Below are 20,400 nucleotides of genomic sequence, written 5' to 3' on the forward strand. Positions count from 1 at the left end.
GAGTGTTCATCAACCTTCTAATAATAATGATTTTGGATCTTCAAGCATATCTTTAACAGCAACAAGGAAGCTAACTGCTTCTTTACCATCAACAATACGGTGATCGTAAGATAGTGCAAGGTACATCATTGGACGGTTTTCCATACGCTCGTTATCGATCGCAACTGGACGTACTTGGATTTTATGCATCCCTAGAATACCTACTTGTGGACTATTTAGGATTGGTGTCGACATTAGAGAACCGAACACGCCACCGTTTGTAATCGTAAATGTACCACCTTGTAGATCTTTTAATGAAAGTTTATTATCGCGTGCTTTCAGACCTAAATTACGAATCTCGCTTTCAATTTCAGCGAAGTTCAATTGGTTAGCATCGCGTACAACTGGAACAACTAATCCATCTGGAGCTGCTACTGCAATACCGATATCATAGAATTTTTTAATGATAAGCTCGTCGCCTTGAATTTCAGCATTTAATAATGGGAATTGTTTTAATGCTGCAACAACTGCTTTTGTGAAGAATGACATAAAGCCAAGACGTACATCATGTTTTTTCTCGAAAGCATCTTTGCGTTCTTTACGTAATTCCATGATTGCACTCATATCAACTTCGTTAAATGTAGTTAACATTGCAGATGTTTGTTGAACTTCTACAAGACGTTTTGCAATTGTTTGACGGCGGCGGGACATTTTCACACGCTCAACTGGTTTTTCGAATTCAGTTTTTGCAACTGGAGCCGGACTTTGTTTTGGAGCAGCTGGTGCTTCTTTTGGCGCTGCAGCGTGAGCTTGTACGTCATGTGGTCTCACACGTCCAAGTGGATCTGTGCTACGTACTTCGTTTAAATCGATTCCTAATTCACGAGCCATTTTGCGAGCAGCTGGTGATGCGATAGGACGATTTGTATTTGGTAAACCTTGCAACGCTTTATTTTGTTCAGCACTTGGAGCTGCTGCTTTCGGTGCTTCAGTAGTTTCTTGTTTTGGTTGCTCAGCAGGTGGTGCTGGTGTACTTACTGCAACTGCTGCGCCGTTTGCATCTAAAATTGCGATAGTAGCGCCAACTTCAACTGTATCCCCAGGTTCGCCTAATAACTTCGATACAATACCTGAATCTTCTGCAATGATTTCTACATTGACTTTGTCAGTCTCAAGCTCAACAACACTGCCACCTTTCTCAACTTTGTCGCCTACGTTGATAAGCCATTGTGAAATAGTTCCTTCTGAAATAGATTCTGCAAGCTCAGGTACTTTAATTTCGATCATTTTAAATGTCCTCCCCTTATTTGCCTAACGGTGTGTTTTGTCTTCTTTAATCTTCGGTAATCTCCATTTGTTAGCTCGACTTGGGCAGAACATCTGCCCAAGTCGAGCCAGAAAAATTTATTGTTACTTTTAGTTACTAAAAACTTCAATTTCTTGTTTATCTTGACGGAAGTTGTACTTCACATCTAAAGCGTGTGCAACGATTAATTCTTGCTCAGCTTTGTGAGCGAATGGATCGCCACCAGATGGGCTAGAACGATCCGGGCGTCCAATGTAACCTGTTTTCACTTTATCCCCAGCTAGTTCGAACAGAATTGGAGCCATGTAATGCCATGCGCCCATATTACGAGGTTCTTCTTGAACCCAAATGATTTCTTCTAAGTTTTTAAAGCGTTTAATAATAGATTGAACTTTTTCAGCAGGGAATGGGTACAACTGCTCGATACGAACCATATGAACTTCATCTAGGCTGTACTCATGCTTACCACTTTCGATTTCTGCTGCTAAGTCAATTGCCATTTTACCTGTACTTAAAACAAGACGTTTTACTTTATTTGGCTTTGTACCAAGGTTTTCTTGTTCTAAAGCAGGCTGGAAACGTCCTTCGCTTAACTGACTAGCAGTTGAAAGCGTAAGTGGATGACGTAATAAACTCTTTGGTGTCATAAGCACTAACGGTCGAACAGCTTCTGTTCCTAAGATAGATGCTTGACGACGTAAAATATGGAAGTATTGTGCCGCGCTCGTTAAGTTTGCAACTGTCCAGTTGTTCTCAGCAGCTAATTGTAAGAAACGCTCTGGACGTGCACTAGAGTGTTCTGGCCCTTGACCTTCATAACCGTGTGGTAATAGAAGAACTAAACCAGATTTTTGACCCCATTTCGCTCTTCCTGCTGAAACATATTGATCAAATAATGCTTGCGCAGTATTTGAGAAGTCACCGTATTGAGCTTCCCACATAACAAGAGTTTCTGGAGCAAATACGTTGTAACCATATTCGTAACCAACAACAGCAGCTTCTGATAACGGACTGTTATGAACAGAGAATGATGCGTTAATGTTCGGTAAACGGTGTAATGGTGAATATGTTTCGTTTGTATCAGTATCGTGTAATACGATATGACGGTGCGCGAATGTACCACGCTGTGAATCTTGACCAGTTAAACGAATTGGCGTACCTTCTTGCAAAATAGAAGCAAATGCTAACGATTCAGCAAGTGCCCATTCAATTTTACCGTTCTCTTCAAGAGCATCTTTACGGCGCTCAAGAATTTTCTTCACTTTTGGATATACGTTAAAGCCTTCAGGCCAAGATAATAGTCCTTCATTAATTGCACGAAGTGATTCAATTGAAACACCAGTGTCAATCGGCTGGATTCCTTTTGCAACAACCTCTGGAACTTTAACGTGAATTGTTGCAGCACTCGTATCAGCTGGTGGCACTTGTGCGTATTCAGCCTTTAATTCCTCTTGTATAAACTGAGTAATTGTTTCAACCTCATCTGCATTCAGAACGCCAGCAGATTGTAATTGATCTGCATAAATTGCTCTTACAGTTGGATGATTTTTAATTTTTTTGTACACTTGTGGTTGCGTAACTGCTGGATCATCCATTTCGTTATGACCATATCGGCGGTAACCGATTAAATCGATTAAGAAGTCCTTTTTGAACAGCGTACGATATTGGATCGCAAGGTTTGCAGCAGCAAGACAAGCTTCCGGATCATCAGCATTCACGTGAACAATCGGAATATCGAAACCTTTTGCAAGGTCGCTTGAATATTTAGTAGAACGAGAATCATAGCTATCAGTCGTAAAGCCGACTGCATTATTTGCGATAACATGAATAGTTCCGCCAGTTTGGTACGCATTCAATCTACTTAAGTTGAGTGTCTCAGACACAACACCTTGACCAGGGAATGCAGCATCACCATGAACTAAAATTACGAATGATTTTGTAGTATCTTGTTCTGGAAGACCAGATTTTTTACGATTCTCTTGAGCAGCACGTGCGAAACCTTCAACAACAGGATTAACGAACTCAAGATGACTCGGGTTATTTGCTAATGTAACACGAGTGCTAACTTCTTCATTACCAACGACTTGTTCTCTACCTAAATGGTATTTCACGTCGCCAGTCCAGCCAGCATTTGCCACTGCACCTTCTATTTTTGCATGTTTGAATTCTGCAAACATGTGATTATATGGCTTTTCTAATACGTGAGCGAGTACGCTTAGACGACCACGGTGAGCCATACCAATCATGACATCTTCTACGCCGTCTTTAGCACCTTCAGAAACAATTTCATCTAGTACAGGTACAAGCATATCAACGCCCTCTATTGAGAAACGTTTTTGACCAACGAATGTTTTATGCAAGAATTGCTCGAAACCTTCAACAGCAGTTAAACGTTTTAAAAGAGCAGTTCGTTTTTTATTTGATAATGGTTGACGCAATGAATTTGATTCCACCATTTGATGCAACCACGCGCGTTCTTCACTATCTTGTATATGTGAGAATTCATAAGCTAAAGATTTTGTATAAACGTCTTTTAATCTATGAATTACATCAAGTGCAGTGTGAATACCCTCTGGTGCATCTTGCCATACTGTTTTTGCTGGAATCGCTTTCAAGTCAGCATCGCTCAGTTCGTTCATTGTTTTCTCGATAAGAGATTGTCCGTTTGCAGCATCTTCCATCGGATTAATGTGAGCCAATGTATGCCCGAAAGAACGAATCTGTTCAACAAGTTGAACGACTTTAAGAATCTTTTCAATGTTCCCTGTGTTTTGAGGAGAAAAATGTGTTGCTGTGTTGTCCCCTGTTACGACATCATCTTGAAACGAAGGAGCTCCAAAAATTTCAAAAAGCTCTTGTAATTCCGGATCAACAGAACCTGCTCCAGTTACGTAAAGATCATACTGTTCAATAACATAACCAAGGTTCGGACCATGGAACTTGGCCCAAGGGTTTGTCGTTGTATTCTTCCTCGTCATTTGTTTAAACCTCCCAATGCATATAATCCTTTTTCCATACAAAAAGGTGCATTTTGCTCTTTTCAATAATTGATGAACCAATAATCAATGTAAATGTTTTTCTTTACTCTTATGTTATTACAATAATTTACATAATACCAAACACTATTACTTATCTGTTTTGTAAAAAAACATTCACAATAACTTATCACCCAAGTTAATCTTTCATGTTATAAAGTAATTTCACGGGAAAACGGGGTGGATATATTTGGTATACCTACATTAATACCTATAATTGTTGCATTTAAATATAAGTATAACTATCAGAATGTTTCGACAAAGTTTAGTTCGAATTATGTATATTGGAATAATAAGCGCTTTCATTGATATTATACAACAATATAACGGAATATAGTATAAAAAATAAAAAATTATGAATTTACCATAAACTTTATCTCGATAGTGTTAAATATCGAAAGGAAAATGAAGGATTTCTACAAAAAAAGTGGCTATACATAAAAAATGCTTCATAAACCGTTAGTTTCTATAAATATGGCGAAAAACAACGTAAAAACAATAGCGCATTTCACCCGATAAAGAGCAGAATGAAACATTTTAAAAGGATAAAACAAATATGGAGATATTAAATTTTCATAAAAACGGGGAGGAGATATAGTAACGGCTATATACATTGTTCCATGTTTCATTTCAAAATAGACGTGCTGAATTTGAAAAAGTTTCTTCTATATAAATAGAATGAAAAATAAACGAAATGAATGTAAAGGAACCTTGACGTAAAGTTTCCTTTACGTATATACTCGGTATAAGGAAGGAGGGAGAAATTTCCTTGGAAAATAAAATGGTCGAATATCGAAAAAAACTTGGACTATCTCAAGAAAAATTGGCTGAGAAACTTGGAGTTTCCAGGCAAACCATTATCTCAATTGAAAAAGGGAAATATGATCCATCACTTCCATTAGCATTTGAAATAGCAAAAGCATTTCAGACAACGATAGAACATGTATTTATTTATGAAGGAAAAGAAGAGGGGGAGAAAGGATGAATTATTCACAAAAGTACTTTGTAATTATGGGGATTATCTTTTTAATTATGAGCGGAACTATGATATTAGCAGGTATAATGACGCATTCCGCGCCGCCAATTCCAACTTATACCGTGCTTGCAATGATGATTATGTGTTTTTGCCTAAGTTACTTACACCCGCAGTTTAAAGAAAAAGATGAGCGAATGAAGCTCATTCGTTATAAAGGAATGTTCTTCAGCTTTTTTGCACTAACGGCATACTATCTTCTTTTCTCTATTGGCTTAAACTTAAAAGTAATTACACTATCTGCGGTTGAACTATTGAATATATTAATGGCACTTACGATGAGTACAGTCTTTATATCGTTTGTTGTTTTATCGAAAAGATATTAAGATGTAAGAGAGAAAGGAAGATTAACATATGCAAATGATGTACGCTTTTGGCATGGGGCTTGTTTTATTTTTAGCGGTGTTCCTATTCATTCGTAAAGACGTTCAGGGCGGGACGTTAACGAAACGAGGATTTTATAAAATGATCGGCTGTTTAGTTGTTATGTTTATAGCGATTATCGTAATGATTGTTTTAATTAATAAAACATTATAGAATTTAAAAACGGAACCTTACTTTTGTAAGGTTTTTCTATTTGAAATTAATACTAAAAAATACCATAAAAACTAGTTGGTGACTATATTTCCTATTATATAATCCAATAAAATGATAGATAAGGAGAATAGTATATGAAAAAAAGGCTATCTTCTTTATAGCAATATGTCTACTACTGATAGCTAGTATTACTTATATAATATGTAACAAACGAGAACAAGTGCCACCTCTGTTAGTAGGGGAGGACCAAGAATACTACGTTACAAATGAACCTGCAAAAGCAGAAGAAGTTGGGCAAAAACTTGGCGAAGTGACGAAGAAAATTGAAACAAGCAAAAAGCCTACTAAAGATAGTGAATCCAACATATTACAAGAAAAAACAGAAGTATTTGAAATGATTTTAGAAGAAGAGGATGAAAGGCGTCCCATACTTGTAAAAGAACCTCATAGTGAAGAATATAGAGTAGCGAGACCGATGTTAAAGTAAGTACTATAATGAAAAGGAGACTCATATGCAGACAGTAAATTTATATCCATGGTCGTTAAGAAAAACATTTGTCTTTTTCCTTTGCTTTATTCTGCCTCCTATCGGTGCCATTTACATTTTGATGAATAGAGAGGCGCTACAAAAGAGAGACTTCATTTTATATTTATTATTTGCTGCTATTAATATATCGCTTTGGTTGTCTCTTATGATTTTTGATCGGAGTATTTGGATGGTAGCGGGGCTTTATGTGCTTGGAGTAATTGTTATAGTTTTTTCGAATATGAATAAGAGGTAAGCCAGCAATCTTAAAGTTGCTGGTTTTTATTTTGCTATTTATAATGAAGAAACAAATTTTTAATAGAGAGTAGTGAGCGTTATGAGATGGAAAGCAGGAACTTTTGAAAAAATAGAAACGAATGACTCATCTATTGAGCAACTTATAAACACATTTAAGAAACAAAACTTAAATGGTGGAGCAGTAATAAGCTGTTTTAAAGTACATAACGAAAATTTTTTCAAAGAAATACCTTATGAAATAGATAGATACGAGCACTTTTTCAAAAAAGTCTTCAACTCTTTAGATATAATCAATAACTTAGAGGAATTAAAAATACATACATCAGAAAAATATAAGTTTCAATTTAAATATAATAGTGCGGTAATACTTGATGGGAGTATTGCATTTCAAATTATAAGAGGCGGAGCATATAAATATTTTCCAGAGAGAATGGTAGTTGCGAAGCAATTAGCGAGCGATGTATGCCAATACATGTTCCAAGATCGTTATGAGGATATTATAGTGTTCGAAAGTCAAAGCCCTTGGACGGACTGGTTTTACGATGTTGCATGGGATAATACTTGGATGGTGTTAGATAGTAAGGAGCGTAAAATGTGGTTAATTTGCGCTACGGATACGGATTGAAAGAAGAGGGGGCCTTGTAGGAATGCTGCAAGGCTCTTTATCTTTTGGGAAAGAATAGAAAACAAATCATATAAATGCTATACTAAAAAATGTTTGTAATGTCAGTTTCATACTATTGTATAATGCGGACTTACTAGAAAAGATAGAGGAGAATGAGCGTGAAAAAGATACAGAAATTATTGCTGTTAATGATGGTAGTAGGATTAACAGTAGGTGTTTTAGCAGGGTGTGCAAATCCGAAAGATACTACAGAAGAATTTTTAACAGCGATACAAAAAGGTGATGTAGAAAAGGCTCGTACATTTGTTGAGAGTGACAAGGAATTTAATAAACTAAATGAAAAAACAGATGATGCTGAGGCAAAAGCAATGCTGAGTGCAATTACGAAAAACTTTAAATTTGAAAAGCCAGAAGAAGTATCGAAAAAGGATGACAAAGCAGAAGTGAAAGTGAAAATTACATCTGTTGATCTATCCGTTGCCGTAACAAAAGCAGTGGGAGAAGTTATGCCAATGGCCTTTGCTAGTGCTTTTAGCGAAGACAAAGAACAATCTGAAAAAGCAATCGAAAAAACGATGACATCAGCAATCGTCAAACACTTATCAGATAAAGATGCAATCATGGCGACTCGCGAAGTTACATTGAACTTAAAGAAAAACAAAGATGGCGACTATAAAATCGCTGCAGATGATAACTTGAAAGAAGTATTGTTTGCTAATGCGAAGTCTTTGGAGAAGATGTTTGGTGGGAAGTGATTTAGTTCTTGTAAAAGAGCGATATTCACAAAACGTTAGAGTGAGAATTTGAAAGTAGTTCAAAAAGATGCCAGCATTTGCTGGCATCTATTTTTATAGATTGCATAAAAATGTGCTTATAACGAGCAATTATTAGTTGGTTATGTGCTTGTATATACTATGTTCCAATATTTATATTAACTATAGGATGTTAATAACCAGACAAAGCAAAAATTTTTAGTATAGAGGGATAGTGGCTTACTACAAAGATGGCGTATAAGGTTGGTCATAAAAGCTATTCAAGATAGGAAAGAAGTTAGATGGAATAGTAGACGAGAAATCTTGCATTTTGTAAGTTATAAATGTATTAAATATATGATATATTAATATAATAAATTTAATTGGAGGAATAAATTATGAAAATTGTAAAGTCAAAGAAGTTATGGATTACTTTAGCAGTAATCGTTGGATTAGTAATTTCATATTCGATTGGTGCTAGTGGAGCCAAGGTTGCTATCGAGAAAGAAAAGGTTACATATGAAGGGGCAAAAGCGAAAGCAGAAGAAAAAGAGAAAGAATTAAGTTACACGAAGAGCAAAGTCAAAGAAGGTATTGATGCAGAGCAAAAGAAGCTTGATGATAAAAAGGTTGAAGTAGAAGAAACTTTGGCTCTAGTAGCTAATAAGAATCAATTAACATCAGAAGTTGATAAGTTGGGCAAAGATGTAGAGACTAAGAAGGGTGAAGTAGGTAAATTAGATGGGGATATCCAAGCTAAGAATAGTGAACTACAGAAGCTTACAGAAGGCGTTAAAGCTAAGCAGGAAGAGCCTAGAATGTTAGGTGCAGGTGAATACATCGTGGGCAAAGATATTCCGGCGGGGCGTTATAAGGCTACGGCAGTAGGTCGTGGTAGTAACTTTGTTGTATTCGATAGCAAGAGTGGTTCAGCAACAGTAAATACCATTCTGGGTAATAGTTCAGTAGGTCGTGGCGATTATACTTTCTTCGCTGGTAGTGGTGATATTATCAAGACAGCAGAGCAAGTTAAACTTATTCCAGTTGAATAAGTTTAAAGAAATACTGGAAAGAAGGAGTTAGAAAGCCTTCTAAAGCAATTACAAGAAGCTAAAGCTAAGAGAATCGACCACAAGTGCAGTCATCTTTGTGAGTAGCGTAGGCTTCATAAGATTAATAAATAATAAGATAGACAACAAGAGTAAATACAATCATGAAAAAATGGGTAATTTGGGCGGTAATTTTTATATACATTCGGCGGTACTGCTATATAAGGGAATTGATAAAATCGAAGGGTATTATATGGCTAGTGAATACAGTGAGTTAAATAAACACGTTTATGTGGGGGGAGACGCATATAACTACACTATTAACTCGAATCTACTTACAGTGTTCTTTGTACTTAGCGCAGCATTCTTTATCGCGGGGACTCTTTTAATCGCTACTGGATCGATTATCAAGGCTCTTAAGGAAAAAAAGTGGCATAAGCGGTTGAATTACCATATAAAAATAGCGATCTACCAACTGGTAGATCGCTATTTTTACGATATGACCCCGGAGAGGCTCGAACTCACGACCTCCACCCTGTCAAGGTGGCGCTCTCCCTGCTGAGCTACGGGATCTTTAAAAATGCTTATCTAATAGCATCTTTAATAATTATGCTAAAGCAATTATATATAATTAACTGAAATTTTACAATATTTTTGTGGTAATCTTTTAAAGGTAAAGTATTTGGAATCAGGCTAGTAGTGTATTAAGGAATATATAAGAAGAGCATTTAATTGAAAGTGGATTTTGAATAAACCGGTTATATTATGATTTCCGATACCAATCCAAAGGACCTTTATCGCTTAAATCAACAAGAAAAGGGAATAAGAAGTGTAAAGGTAAGCTTATAAGTTCTGGCATAGCGTTCAATGTTTTCTTTGATAGATATTGTCTTCCGAAACAATACGGACAATCTTTTTCAAATGTCACGAGTATTGACCATACATCTTTTATTTTCCACTTCGTTTTACAATACGTACAACGCGCCATGGAGTTCCTCCTCATTTTAAGGTATTTTCTAATATATTCGATTTCATTGTACTAAAGTCAAGTGTGTTTGGTGTGATATAATGTAAGTTGGTTTGTTTTTTTATATGGATGTATTCCGTAATTTATGACTAAATGAATGTAGTGTGAGGGTTATATAATAAGAGATTTTCATTTTTAATATGCAAATTGGCCAATATATCCTTTTTACAATTTTCAAGAAATCATGTATAAAAGAAGTACAAGATATTTATAAATATTCAGGAGTAGAGGGAGAATAATTGTAATGGTAAGAAAAACGTTCAAGATGCGTGTGTCTAGAAATAGAACGATTTCGATTGATGGTTCGATTCTTGATGTGGATGTGACGCATGATGAGTTTTTGCAAGAGTTCGTTGAGTGGGTCGATTCTAAAGGGTGGTCATTTATGGGGATGACGGATGAGATTACGGCCGAGGAAGCTGGACAAAAGTTAATAGATTCGTTGATTGATGAGAAGGATAAGAAAGAGTAATTCCTTCTTATTTTTTATTGTATATTTATGTTATTTATCGTAAAAATATGATATAGTAAAAAACAGTGAATATTCTTCCAATTTAATACAAATTACATATAGATTGGTAGAGTCATTTTATAGAGTGTGAAAGTAAAGTGAAAAGGGAGAGTCATATGGTTAATTTTAAGAAAATTTCGGCTTTTATTATGGTTATTTGTTTATTTTTTTTGACACCTATGACGTTATATGCTGAGACGAATGTTGGAGTGAATCCGGAGCAAGTGGCACCACCACCAGCGGAAGGGCCGAATGTTTTTAGTCAGTTTGCAGCTACGATTGATGCGAAAACAGGGGATGTGTTGTATGACAAAAATGCACATCATCGTGCGTTTCCGGCTAGTATAACGAAAGTGTTAACGGCAATTTTACTTATGGAGCATACGAAGCCAGAGGATCAATTTACATTTTCGCAATTAGCATTAGATCAGGAGAAGAGTAATTATCAAATTGAGTTTCAACCTGGTGAGACGGTGAATAGAAATACTGCGCTTATGATTTTAATGGTGCTAAGTGCGAATGATGTGTCGTATGCGATTGCGGAGCGTATTGGAGGAAGTGTTGAAAATTTCGCTAATATGATGAATGAAAAGGCGAAGCAATTAGGGGCTAAAGATAGCCATTTTGTAACGCCAAATGGATTGCATGATCCAAATCATTATACGACGCCATATGATATGGCCATGATTACGAGAGGTGTGCAAAAGTATCCTGAAATTTTACAAGCGATGAATACGAAAAGAACGACGGTTATGACATCTACGCAAACAGTTTCTATTTTTAATAAGTCTACTTATTTTGAAAATCCATATAGCATTGGTGGTAAGACAGGATTTACGAATGAAGCGCGCAATACGCTCGTTTTATTAAATGAGAAAGATGGAAATCGTATTATAAATGTAGTAATGGCTTCTCAAAGACCTGAAATCTATGAGGATTTAAAGCAGATGGCGGAATATTCTTTTGGGCAATTTACGAAACAAACGGTGCTAGATAAACATAGTTGGCATCAAAAGACAACATATTTAAATAAAGATGTTGATTCTGAGTTAGAAAAAAGTGCTGAGCTTATGCTTAAGAAAGATGAAGGGAAAAATGTGAAAACTATTTTTCGAGCCGCTTCATTAGATAAAGACTCTTTGTATCATAAGGGAATCCATCGTGGTGAGATAGTTGGTGCAGTTGATATTACGAAGAATAATCAAACAATTGCGACGATAAATGTTCTTTCAAAAGAAGATGTTACTTTTGCGATGCCTAAAAAAGATACAGTTGCACCTGAAGTAAAGGTATCGAATGTGAAAGTGATAAGTGTTGGGATCGGTGCGATTGTATTATTTGGAGCGATTTTATATGTAGTGCTGCGCCGAAATAACCAAGGGATGAAATCAGAAGAAAAATAAATTGCTAGTAGACCGTGATGAGATTTTGTCACGGTCTTTTTTGCATGCATTTCAAAAGTGATTTAACTAATAATTGTAAATTTTCACCTTGCATTTCTTATTTGTTCGTTATATTATTTGTTTATGTTCTTGTTAAAGAACAATTAGGACGTTATTAATTTCAAAATGATATAAAACAACAGAGAGGGAGAGAGATGATGAAATTCGTTTGGAAGATTATTAGCAACGTTATCTCATTTGTTTTATTTGCATTGATGGTTTTTTTAGCTTTTGTAGTTATTTCGTCAAAAGCGAGTGGCGGGGATCCGACTGTTATGGGATATCAATTTAAGAGCGTTCTTTCAGGGTCGATGGAACCAACATTTTTAACAGGATCCATCATTGCGATAGAGCCTACGAAAGATGGATCTAAATATAAAAAAGGTGACGTTATTACGTTTAAAGAGAAAGATAACAAAATTATCACTCACCGTATTATCGGTGTGAAAGATACAAATGGAAAAGTAATGTATGAAACAAAAGGTGATAACAACAACGGACCAGATTTAGCACCAGTACTTGCAGAGAATGTAATCGGAAAATATGCAGATATTACAGTTCCATACCTTGGTTATGGACTGAATTATGCGAGTTCAAAAGCGGGAGCAGCATTACTTCTTATTATTCCAGGAGTCTTTTTACTTGGTTATTCCGCGATTTCTATTTTTGGCGCTATTCGTAGCATCGACGGAGAAAAGAAAGATAAAAAAGTAGAACAATCCGTATAGTTAGTTTGGTTATATCTTCCTATTAGGAAGTTAACAAATATATATTATGGGGGATTTGGACATGACTTTAAAGAAAAAATTAGGAATGGGTATCGCATCAGCAGTACTAGGAGCAGCATTAGTTGGTGGAGGAACATTTGCATTCTTTAGCGACAAAGAAGTGTCAAACAATACATTTGCGGCTGGTACACTTGATTTAGCGGCAAACCCATCGACAGTTGTTGATGTATCGAATTTAAAGCCTGGCGATACAATTAAAAGAGATTTTAAACTAGAAAATAAAGGCTCTTTAGACATTAAAAAAGTTTTACTAAAAACAGATTACAAAGTAAGCGATGCGAAGGGCGACAATAAAGATGATTTTGGTAAACATATTAAAGTAACATTCTTAAAGAATGTAGATAAGCATGAAACAATTGTAAAAGAAACAACGCTAGATAAATTGAAGGGTGACACACTTACAGCGGTAGACAATGATTTATCTGCTTGGTTCTGGGATGAAAAAGGTATTTCTGCAGGTAAGTCAGATAAATTTACAGTGAAATTCGAGTTTGTTGATAATAAAAAAGACCAAAATGAATTCCAAGGCGATAAACTAAATTTAACTTGGACGTTTGATGCACAACAAACAGATGGTACAGAAAGATAATATAATGTAAAAGGGGCTATCACCTTGATAGCCCCTTTTACATTTAAATAGCGTGGATTGGAATGTATTTTCTAGGATATGGCTATCATTTTGTACAGGTCTTTATTATAATGAAAGTAACGTTCTGTATAAAGAACACATTGTTCGATGGGAGAGATTAAGATGCTGAAAACACCTCGCAAATTAAAAAGGATGCTTATATTGCCGTGTATGTGCTCTATTACGTTTTATTTAGGCTCTCAAATGATGACGTATACAGAAGCTTCATTTATTCACGAAACGAAAGTAGAAGCCACTCTTTCTACAGCGATTATATTTCCGAAAACAGTTGATACGTTAAAAGAGCAAGCTGAGCAACATAAACAGCTTATTGGACATGAGTATGGAGAAATGAAAGCGAAATTGAAAGTTACTTCTATTGAAGAAATAGAACAAGCAATTGTTGTATGGCAGCAAGGGCGTGAGAAAATTGCTTCTGAGAAGGAGTCTTTACAAAAAGTATATACTTTAATAGAAACGCCTTACAATCAAATACAAGAAGAATTGAAAGTGAATAAAAGTGAATCAATTCAGCAAGTATCCTTGTATGTGAACGAAGGTTTTCATAGCATTAAAGAGAAGCGTGATTATGTTGATAAAGAGGCTAGTTTGCAAGCCATTGATGAACAAATTCAGGCGTTACAACAACTATTAAAAGATGAAACAGTAAAGAAGCAGAATGAAACAGAAGCACAGAAGAAGCTAGAAGAGCAGAAAAAAGTAGAAGAACAGAAGAAGCTAGAAGAACAAAAGAAAACAGAAGAGCAGAAGAAAGTAGAAGAACAGAAGAAAGCAGAAGAACAGAAGAAAGCAGAAGAACAGAAGAAAGTAGAAGAACAAAAGAAAGCAGAAGAACAGAAGAAAGCAGAAGAACAAAAGAAAGTAGAAGAACAGAAGAAAGCAGAAGAACAAAAGAAAGTAGAAGAACAGAAGAAAGCAGAAGAACAAAAAAAGCTAGAAGAGTAGAAAAAATATAAATAGAAAAACAGTCTGATCAAATGGATCATGAAACGGCTGGAAAATAATAATGTGGTGCAAGAGAATGCGAATACATTAGCTGTAAATAGTTATAAAAAATATTAATGTTTATATGAGTGTGAGGGAACGCCAGCCCTCACCTCTTTGTTTTACTTTCTTTTTCTTATAGTATTAAAAATGAATAATTGTTAAATTATTAAAGTATCTCTTTTTGATTTCTGAAAAGTCAAAATAATATTGAGAAATAAAAATAATCAAAAATATATTGTACTTATATAGATTTGTTCGTTATAATGAACTTAAGGTTTTTAAAAAAGAACAAATATTAGCTAAGCTAATATAGTTTTAGTTACACCTCTTATTTTGAAATAAGAGATAAAAATACAAAAAACAGCTAGGGGGAATTGATTGTGAGTCTGAAAAAGAAATTAGGTATGGGAGTTGCATCAGCAGCATTGGGGTTATCTTTAATTGGTGGAGGAACATTCGCTTACTTTAGCGATAAAGAAGTATCGAACAATACATTTGCAGCTGGGACGTTAGATCTTACATTAAACCCTAAAACGCTTGTAGATATTAAAGATTTAAAACCAGGGGATTCTGTTAAGAAAGAGTTCTTATTAAAGAACGACGGTACGTTAGCGATTAAAGACGTTAAATTAGCGACAAAGTATACTATTAAAGATGCAAAAGGTGATAATGCTGGTGAAGATTTTGGTAAGCACATTAAAGTGAAATTCCTTTGGAACTGGGATAAACAAAGTGAGCCTGTATATGAAACAACTTTAGCAGATTTACAAAATGTGGATCCAGATGTTTTAGCTAAAGACATCTTTGCTCCAGAGTGGGCAGAGAATGGTGGTCTAGCACCAAATTCAGAAGACTATCTATGGGTACAATTTGTATTCGAAGATGATGGTAAAGATCAAAACAAATTCCAAGGCGATTCATTGAACTTAGAATGGACATTCAATGCTAACCAAACAGATGGCGAAGAAAAATAATAAATAAAAAAAGCGGGGGATTCCCCGCTTTTTTTTATAAAGAAAAAAAGAAGTGCCCGTTTTAAGCACTCTTTCATATGTATTATTGTTGATTTTTCTTCCATTGTGTAAATTCGAGAAATTCACGAAACTGTTCTTTTGAGACACCAGAGCTCATCGCATCTTTAACGAGCTGTGTCCATTCGGAGTCTAGATGACTTTCCGTTGTTGTTTCATCGTGAAGTAAAGTATCAACTGGAATTTGTAGAACAGCTGCAATTTTTTCAAGAAACTGAATAGAAGGGTTTTTTTGTAAATTCCGTTCTATAGAACTAATGTAAGATTTAGCGACACCAGCTTTTTCGGCGAGTTCTGTTAATGAAATGCCTTTTTGTAAACGAAGGCGTTTTATACGTTCTCCTATCATATTTGCGCACCTTTCTATCAATATGTAGTCGTCTTATGATGTGATTATTATAACATAAACTTCGTTAAAAAGAACGAGGCTATTGAGCCTGGCTCGTATGCTTCATATGTTGAAAAAAGTGTTCAATATCTTGCAGGGCAATGCCAGCATCTAGAGCTTCAAGTATTAAATCAATCCATTCTTGATCTAGTGAGTCAGCCTTATCTTTGTACAAATGTAATTCCTCCCTAATTAGTGGTCATAATTGCTGCTACAGAATATATGATAATGCAATCGGATTTTGTATTTTATATAGTGAATTATCAAATATTTTGTAGATGAAACAAAGATAAAATCCCCATTAAATTCCCTCTATGGCGATTATAAAGTTTCTGACAAATATTTTCAATATTTTCTGAAAACATTGTTGAATTGTGATATATTCGTATACTAACTATGAAATTTTTACAAATATATTAAAAAAATTACATAATATAACTAAATATTGAAAATATATTGAATTTTTAATAATATAGAGTATGTAATACATATTTTATATTAGGGGAGGCAATAAGGGATGAAAAAGAAACCATTTAAAGTGTTATCATCAATTGCTTTGACAGCTGTTCTAGGCTTGTCGTTTGGTGCTGGAAGCCAGTCTGTATATGCTGAAACGCCGGAGAACAAGACAGCTACAAGCCCAGTTGATGATCACTTAATCCCAGAAGAGAGATTAGCAAATGCGCTAAAAAAACGTGGGGTAATTGATTCATCTGCTTCAGGGACAGAAACAAAGAAAGCTGTCGAAAAGTATGTAGAGAAAAAGAAGGGTGAAAATCCTGGGAAAGAAGCGGCAAGTGGGGACCAACTTACGAAAGATGCATCTGACTTTTTAAAGAAAGTGAAAGATGCAAAGGCAGATACGAAAGAAAAATCAGAGCAGCCAGCAAACGGGACTACAGCAGGAACAGGTCCAGTTAGAGGAGGCTTAAATGGGAAAGTACCAACTTCACCTGCTAAGCAAAAAGAGTATAACGGTGAAGTTCGTAAAGATAAAGTACTTGTTTTACTTGTAGAGTACGCTGATTTCAAGCATAACAATATTGATAAAGAGCCTGGCTACATGTATTCTAACGATTTTAACAAAGAACATTATGAAAAAATGTTATTCGGTAATGAGCCATTCGCGTTAGAGGATGGAAGCAAAATCGAAACGTTTAAACAATATTACGAAGAGCAATCAGGTGGTAGTTACACAGTGGACGGAACAGTCACAAAATGGTTAACAGTTCCAGGTAAAGCTGCTGATTACGGTGCAGATGCTGGTACAGGTCATGATAATAAAGGACCAAAAGGACCACGTGATCTAGTAAAAGATGCATTAAAAGCGGCTGTAGATAGCGGACTTGATTTATCAGAGTTTGATCAATTTGACCAATATGATGTAAATGAAGATGGAAATAAAAATCAACCTGATGGTTTAATCGATCATTTAATGATTATTCATGCGGGCGTTGGACAAGAAGCAGGCGGTGGTAAATTAGGTGATGATGCGATTTGGTCACATCGTTGGACAGTTGGATCAAAGCCATTCCCGATTGAAGGAACAAAGTCGAAAGTTCCGTATTGGGAAGGAAAGATGGCTGCGTATGATTACACAATTGAACCAGAAGATGGTGCAGTTGGTGTATTCGCACATGAATATGGCCATGATTTAGGTCTTCCAGATGAGTATGATACACAGTATAGCGGTGATGGTGAACCGGTTGAAGCTTGGTCTATTATGAGTGGCGGAAGCTGGGCTGGTAAAATCGCAGGAACAACGCCAACGAGTTTATCACCACAAAATAAAGAGTTTTTCCAAAAAACAATCGGTGGTAACTGGGCGAATATCGTAGAAGTAGATTACGAGAAATTAAATAAAGGTATCGGTCTTGCAACATACTTAGACCAAAGTGTTACGAAGTCAGATCGTCCAGGTCTGATTCGTGTTAACTTACCAGATAAAGATGTAAAAGGAATTCAGCCTGCATTTGGTAAACAGTATTACTACAGCACAAAAGGTGATGACCTTCATACAACGATGGAAACGCCACTATTCGATTTAACGAAAGCAACGACTGCAAAATTCGATTATAAGTCATTGTATGAAATCGAAGCAGAGTACGATTTCCTTGAAGTACACGCTGTAACAGAAGATGGACAAAAAACGTTGATTGAAAGAATTGGTGAGAAAGCAAATAGTGGAAATGCAGCTACGACAAATGGAAAATGGGTTGATAAATCATATGATTTAAGTCAGTTCAAAGGTAAGAAAGTGAAATTAACATTTGAGTACATTACGGATGGTGGTTTAGCGTTAAACGGATTTGCTCTTGATAATGCGTCATTAACAGTAGATGGTAAAGTTGCATTCTCTGATGATGCAGAAGGTACACCACAATTCAAATTGGACGGTTTCGTTGCATCTAACGGAATGGATAAGAAAAAGCATAACTACTATGTAGAGTGGAGAAACTATGCGGGTTCAGATAACGCATTGAAATTTGCTCGCGGTCCAGTATATAACACTGGTATGGTTGTATGGTATGCGGATTCAGCTTACACAGATAACTGGGTTGGCATACATCCAGGACATGGTTTCCTTGGTGTAGTTGACTCTCATCCAGAAGCAATTGCAGGAACTTTAAATGGCAAACCAACATTTACAAGCAGTACGCGATTCCAAATTGCTGATGCGGCGTTCTCATTCGACAAAACGCCAGCTTGGAAAGTTGTATCTCCAACGCGTGGAACATTCGTATACGATGGATTACCAGGGGTACCGAAGTTCGATGACTCTAAAAAGTATATTAATGAGCAGATTCCAGATGCAGGACGTATTTTACCGAAGCTTGGTCTGAAGTTTGAAGTAGTAGGACAAGCTGATGATAATTCTGCAGGTGCTGTTCGTTTATACCGTTAATACAGTAAAACTACCGGGAGATTTTCTTTCGGTAGTTTTTTGTGAGCAATGAATTTTATATAAAGGGAAAAGTTATATATAATGTAACTTTAAGAATAGAAATTTGTTACATATGAAGTCTATATAAATAATGAAAGAATTGGATAAAAATAGTGGGAGAAGGTGAGTGAATGAGTATTTCCTCTATTGTAAATAAACAAAAGGAATATTTTTATAAAGGGCATACGAGAAGTGTAGAGACAAGAAAGAATAATTTGCAGAAGCTGTATGAAGGAATTCAGCGTTTTGAAGGTGAGATTTTTCAAGCGTTGAAATTAGATTTGAATAAATCAGTTCACGAATCATTTACAACAGAAATTGGATATGTACTAAAAGAGATTTCTTTTCAAATGAAGCATATTTCATCTTGGAGTAAATCAAAGCGTGTTCGCACAGCTCTTACTCATTTTGGATCGAAGGGGAAAGTGGTGCCAGAACCGTATGGTGTGACGCTTATTATCGCACCGTGGAACTATCCGTTTCAATTAGCAATTGCACCACTCGTAGGAGCATTGGCAGCTGGCAATACAGTCGTTTTAAAGCCGTCAGAGTTAACGCCAAACGTTTCAAAAGTGCTTACGAGAATGTTAGGTGAATTATTCCCAGAAGAGCTTGTATCGGTAGTAGAAGGCGGTGCTCAGGAAAGCACTGCACTTTTAAAGGAACCGTTTGACTATATTTTCTTTACAGGTAGTGTTGGTGTTGGAAAAGTTGTGATGGAAGCAGCGGCGAAAAAATTAACGCCTCTTACGTTAGAGCTTGGCGGGAAAAGCCCATGTATTGTACATAAAGATGCAAAGCTAGATGTAACCGCAAGACGTATCGTTTGGGGGAAGTTTTTGAATGCTGGGCAGACGTGTGTAGCGCCTGATTATATGTACGTTCATTCTTCAGTGAAAGAGCAGTTAATCGAGGCATTAAGACATGAAATCGCAGAGCAATATGGAAAAGATGCTTTGCAAAATGACAATTATGTACGAATTGTGAGTGAGCGTCATTTTGAACGCTTATGTACATTTTTGCAAGATGGTAAACCTGTGATTGGCGGGAATTATACGAAAGAAACATTACACATCGAGCCGACAGTGTTAACGAATGTTACATGGCAAAGTGCTGTTATGGAAGATGAAATTTTTGGGCCGATTTTACCAATTATAGAATATGACAAAATAGAAGAGGTAATTGAAACGATTCAGCACCATCCAAAGCCGTTAGCACTATATGTATTTTCTGAAGATAGAAAAGTGCAAGAGAAAGTGACGAGTAATATTTCATATGGCGGAGGATGTATAAATGATGTCGTATATCATCTTGCAACGCCATATTTACCTTTTGGGGGCGTTGGAAGTAGTGGATTAGGCAGCTATCATGGTGAACAAAGTTTTCGGACTTTTTCCCATTATAAAAGCATTTTGTCCCAATCTACAGCATTCGACATGAAAATTCGTTACTCTTCTACAAAAAGTGCTTTAAAATTCATACGAAAGTTGTTAAAATGATGATGGTGTTTATCAGTAGGCGTAGCCGTATGAT

21 protein-coding genes and 1 tRNA gene are annotated in these 20,400 nt (G+C 35.9%); 16 read left to right on the forward strand and 6 right to left on the reverse strand.

Features of this window, described 5'->3' with window-relative positions; all coding sequences use genetic code 11:
• Positions 1-9 precede the first annotated feature (9 nt).
• On the reverse strand, positions 10-1,266 hold the full coding sequence (gene odhB / locus DET63_RS20825) for a 2-oxoglutarate dehydrogenase complex dihydrolipoyllysine-residue succinyltransferase (RefSeq protein ID WP_113937732.1): 1,257 nt from the start codon (positions 1,264-1,266) through the stop codon (positions 10-12).
• A 129-nt stretch (positions 1,267-1,395) separates the two neighbouring features.
• Complete coding sequence (gene odhA / locus DET63_RS20830) at positions 1,396-4,263, reverse strand: 2-oxoglutarate dehydrogenase E1 component (RefSeq protein ID WP_113937733.1); 2,868 nt, start codon at positions 4,261-4,263, stop codon at positions 1,396-1,398.
• An 826-nt stretch (positions 4,264-5,089) separates the two neighbouring features.
• On the opposite strand from odhA, the gene DET63_RS20835 reads away from it, so the two are divergent.
• The 8 genes from DET63_RS20835 to DET63_RS20870 all read left to right on the forward strand — a co-directional run bounded on the left by DET63_RS20835 (position 5,090) and on the right by DET63_RS20870 (position 9,103).
• The gene (locus DET63_RS20835; protein WP_002168865.1) at positions 5,090-5,305 is read left to right on the forward strand and encodes a helix-turn-helix transcriptional regulator; all 216 of its coding nucleotides are present in this window, start codon (positions 5,090-5,092) and stop codon (positions 5,303-5,305) included.
• The gene (locus tag DET63_RS20840; protein ID WP_002117153.1) at positions 5,302-5,679 is read left to right on the forward strand and encodes a hypothetical protein; all 378 of its coding nucleotides are present in this window, start codon (positions 5,302-5,304) and stop codon (positions 5,677-5,679) included. Before DET63_RS20835 ends, DET63_RS20840 begins: the two co-directional genes overlap by 4 nt.
• A gap of 28 nt (positions 5,680-5,707) precedes the next feature.
• Entirely contained in the window at positions 5,708-5,890 is a 183-nt protein-coding gene (locus tag DET63_RS20845) for a DUF3976 domain-containing protein (RefSeq protein WP_002011459.1), read from the forward strand.
• A gap of 127 nt (positions 5,891-6,017) precedes the next feature.
• Positions 6,018-6,377 (forward strand): hypothetical protein, encoded by a 360-nt coding sequence (locus DET63_RS20850; protein WP_113937734.1) that lies wholly within the window; start codon positions 6,018-6,020, stop codon positions 6,375-6,377.
• Positions 6,378-6,402: 25 nt separating this feature from the next.
• A complete protein-coding gene (locus tag DET63_RS20855; RefSeq protein ID WP_113937735.1) occupies positions 6,403-6,672 on the forward strand; it encodes a hypothetical protein in 270 nt (89 codons plus the stop codon).
• 81 nt (positions 6,673-6,753) lie between these two features.
• Positions 6,754-7,299 (forward strand): hypothetical protein, encoded by a 546-nt coding sequence (locus DET63_RS20860; protein WP_113937736.1) that lies wholly within the window; start codon positions 6,754-6,756, stop codon positions 7,297-7,299.
• Between the two features lie 158 nt (positions 7,300-7,457).
• Positions 7,458-8,054 (forward strand): hypothetical protein, encoded by a 597-nt coding sequence (locus tag DET63_RS20865; protein ID WP_113937737.1) that lies wholly within the window; start codon positions 7,458-7,460, stop codon positions 8,052-8,054.
• A 395-nt stretch (positions 8,055-8,449) separates the two neighbouring features.
• The gene (locus tag DET63_RS20870; protein WP_113937738.1) at positions 8,450-9,103 is read left to right on the forward strand and encodes a hypothetical protein; all 654 of its coding nucleotides are present in this window, start codon (positions 8,450-8,452) and stop codon (positions 9,101-9,103) included.
• Positions 9,104-9,600: 497 nt separating this feature from the next.
• Here DET63_RS20870 and DET63_RS20880 read toward each other — a convergent pair.
• Positions 9,601-9,673, reverse strand: a tRNA-Val gene (locus DET63_RS20880).
• A gap of 190 nt (positions 9,674-9,863) precedes the next feature.
• Positions 9,864-10,088 (reverse strand): hypothetical protein, encoded by a 225-nt coding sequence (locus DET63_RS20885; protein WP_113937739.1) that lies wholly within the window; start codon positions 10,086-10,088, stop codon positions 9,864-9,866.
• A gap of 283 nt (positions 10,089-10,371) precedes the next feature.
• On the opposite strand from DET63_RS20885, the gene DET63_RS20890 reads away from it, so the two are divergent.
• The 6 genes from DET63_RS20890 to calY all read left to right on the forward strand — a co-directional run bounded on the left by DET63_RS20890 (position 10,372) and on the right by calY (position 15,478).
• Positions 10,372-10,599 carry a hypothetical protein gene (locus DET63_RS20890; protein WP_002064332.1) on the forward strand — a complete coding sequence of 76 codons (228 nt, stop codon included), beginning with the start codon at positions 10,372-10,374 and terminating at the stop codon, positions 10,597-10,599.
• 155 nt (positions 10,600-10,754) lie between these two features.
• Positions 10,755-12,041: a D-alanyl-D-alanine carboxypeptidase family protein gene (locus DET63_RS20895; protein ID WP_113937740.1), complete on the forward strand. Its 1,287-nt coding sequence runs from the start codon at positions 10,755-10,757 to the stop codon at positions 12,039-12,041.
• A gap of 197 nt (positions 12,042-12,238) precedes the next feature.
• Positions 12,239-12,808, forward strand: a complete 570-nt coding sequence (sipW, locus tag DET63_RS20900; RefSeq protein ID WP_113937741.1) for a signal peptidase I SipW — start codon at positions 12,239-12,241, stop codon at positions 12,806-12,808.
• A 61-nt stretch (positions 12,809-12,869) separates the two neighbouring features.
• On the forward strand, positions 12,870-13,457 hold the full coding sequence (locus tag DET63_RS20905; RefSeq protein ID WP_002064335.1) for a CalY family protein: 588 nt from the start codon (positions 12,870-12,872) through the stop codon (positions 13,455-13,457).
• Positions 13,458-13,619: 162 nt separating this feature from the next.
• On the forward strand, positions 13,620-14,462 hold the full coding sequence (locus tag DET63_RS20910; protein WP_113937742.1) for a DUF4047 domain-containing protein: 843 nt from the start codon (positions 13,620-13,622) through the stop codon (positions 14,460-14,462).
• Positions 14,463-14,884: 422 nt separating this feature from the next.
• Positions 14,885-15,478 carry a biofilm matrix protein CalY gene (gene calY / locus DET63_RS20915; protein ID WP_002135058.1) on the forward strand — a complete coding sequence of 198 codons (594 nt, stop codon included), beginning with the start codon at positions 14,885-14,887 and terminating at the stop codon, positions 15,476-15,478.
• Between the two features lie 82 nt (positions 15,479-15,560).
• On the opposite strand, the gene DET63_RS20920 is transcribed toward calY, so the two are convergent.
• Together DET63_RS20920 and DET63_RS20925 are read right to left on the reverse strand one after the other, a co-directional pair.
• Entirely contained in the window at positions 15,561-15,884 is a 324-nt protein-coding gene (locus tag DET63_RS20920; RefSeq protein ID WP_002011473.1) for a helix-turn-helix domain-containing protein, read from the reverse strand.
• A 79-nt stretch (positions 15,885-15,963) separates the two neighbouring features.
• Positions 15,964-16,098, reverse strand: coding sequence for an anti-repressor SinI family protein (locus DET63_RS20925; protein ID WP_113937743.1), 135 nt, complete (start codon positions 16,096-16,098; stop codon positions 15,964-15,966).
• Between the two features lie 342 nt (positions 16,099-16,440).
• On the opposite strand from DET63_RS20925, the gene inhA1 reads away from it, so the two are divergent.
• Both inhA1 and DET63_RS20935 read left to right on the forward strand, forming a co-directional pair.
• Positions 16,441-18,828 (forward strand): M6 family metalloprotease immune inhibitor InhA1, encoded by a 2,388-nt coding sequence (inhA1, locus tag DET63_RS20930; RefSeq protein WP_113937744.1) that lies wholly within the window; start codon positions 16,441-16,443, stop codon positions 18,826-18,828.
• 170 nt (positions 18,829-18,998) lie between these two features.
• Positions 18,999-20,366 carry an aldehyde dehydrogenase gene (locus DET63_RS20935; RefSeq protein WP_088038168.1) on the forward strand — a complete coding sequence of 456 codons (1,368 nt, stop codon included), beginning with the start codon at positions 18,999-19,001 and terminating at the stop codon, positions 20,364-20,366.
• Positions 20,367-20,400: the final 34 nt, after the last annotated feature.

Source organism: Bacillus sp. DB-2, assembly GCF_003315125.1.
Taxonomy (GTDB): Bacteria; Bacillota; Bacilli; order Bacillales; family Bacillaceae_G; genus Bacillus_A; species Bacillus_A mycoides.

Bases quoted from the DNA above. Each gene is read 5' to 3' on its own strand.
- odhB (WP_113937732.1), bottom strand. From the start codon at position 1,266: ATGATCGAAATTAAAGTACCTGAGCTTGCAGAATCTATTTCAGAAGGA.
- odhA (WP_113937733.1), bottom strand. From the start codon at position 4,263: ATGACGAGGAAGAATACAACGACAAACCCTTGGGCCAAGTTCCATGGT.
- DET63_RS20840 (WP_002117153.1), top strand. From the start codon at position 5,302: ATGAATTATTCACAAAAGTACTTTGTAATTATGGGGATTATCTTTTTA.
- DET63_RS20845 (WP_002011459.1), top strand. From the start codon at position 5,708: ATGCAAATGATGTACGCTTTTGGCATGGGGCTTGTTTTATTTTTAGCG.
- DET63_RS20855 (WP_113937735.1), top strand. From the start codon at position 6,403: ATGCAGACAGTAAATTTATATCCATGGTCGTTAAGAAAAACATTTGTC.
- DET63_RS20860 (WP_113937736.1), top strand. From the start codon at position 6,754: ATGAGATGGAAAGCAGGAACTTTTGAAAAAATAGAAACGAATGACTCA.
- DET63_RS20870 (WP_113937738.1), top strand. From the start codon at position 8,450: ATGAAAATTGTAAAGTCAAAGAAGTTATGGATTACTTTAGCAGTAATC.
- DET63_RS20885 (WP_113937739.1), bottom strand. From the start codon at position 10,088: ATGGCGCGTTGTACGTATTGTAAAACGAAGTGGAAAATAAAAGATGTA.
- DET63_RS20890 (WP_002064332.1), top strand. From the start codon at position 10,372: ATGGTAAGAAAAACGTTCAAGATGCGTGTGTCTAGAAATAGAACGATT.
- DET63_RS20895 (WP_113937740.1), top strand. From the start codon at position 10,755: ATGGTTAATTTTAAGAAAATTTCGGCTTTTATTATGGTTATTTGTTTA.
- sipW (WP_113937741.1), top strand. From the start codon at position 12,239: ATGAAATTCGTTTGGAAGATTATTAGCAACGTTATCTCATTTGTTTTA.
- DET63_RS20905 (WP_002064335.1), top strand. From the start codon at position 12,870: ATGACTTTAAAGAAAAAATTAGGAATGGGTATCGCATCAGCAGTACTA.
- DET63_RS20910 (WP_113937742.1), top strand. From the start codon at position 13,620: ATGCTGAAAACACCTCGCAAATTAAAAAGGATGCTTATATTGCCGTGT.
- DET63_RS20920 (WP_002011473.1), bottom strand. From the start codon at position 15,884: ATGATAGGAGAACGTATAAAACGCCTTCGTTTACAAAAAGGCATTTCA.
- inhA1 (WP_113937744.1), top strand. From the start codon at position 16,441: ATGAAAAAGAAACCATTTAAAGTGTTATCATCAATTGCTTTGACAGCT.
- DET63_RS20935 (WP_088038168.1), top strand. From the start codon at position 18,999: ATGAGTATTTCCTCTATTGTAAATAAACAAAAGGAATATTTTTATAAA.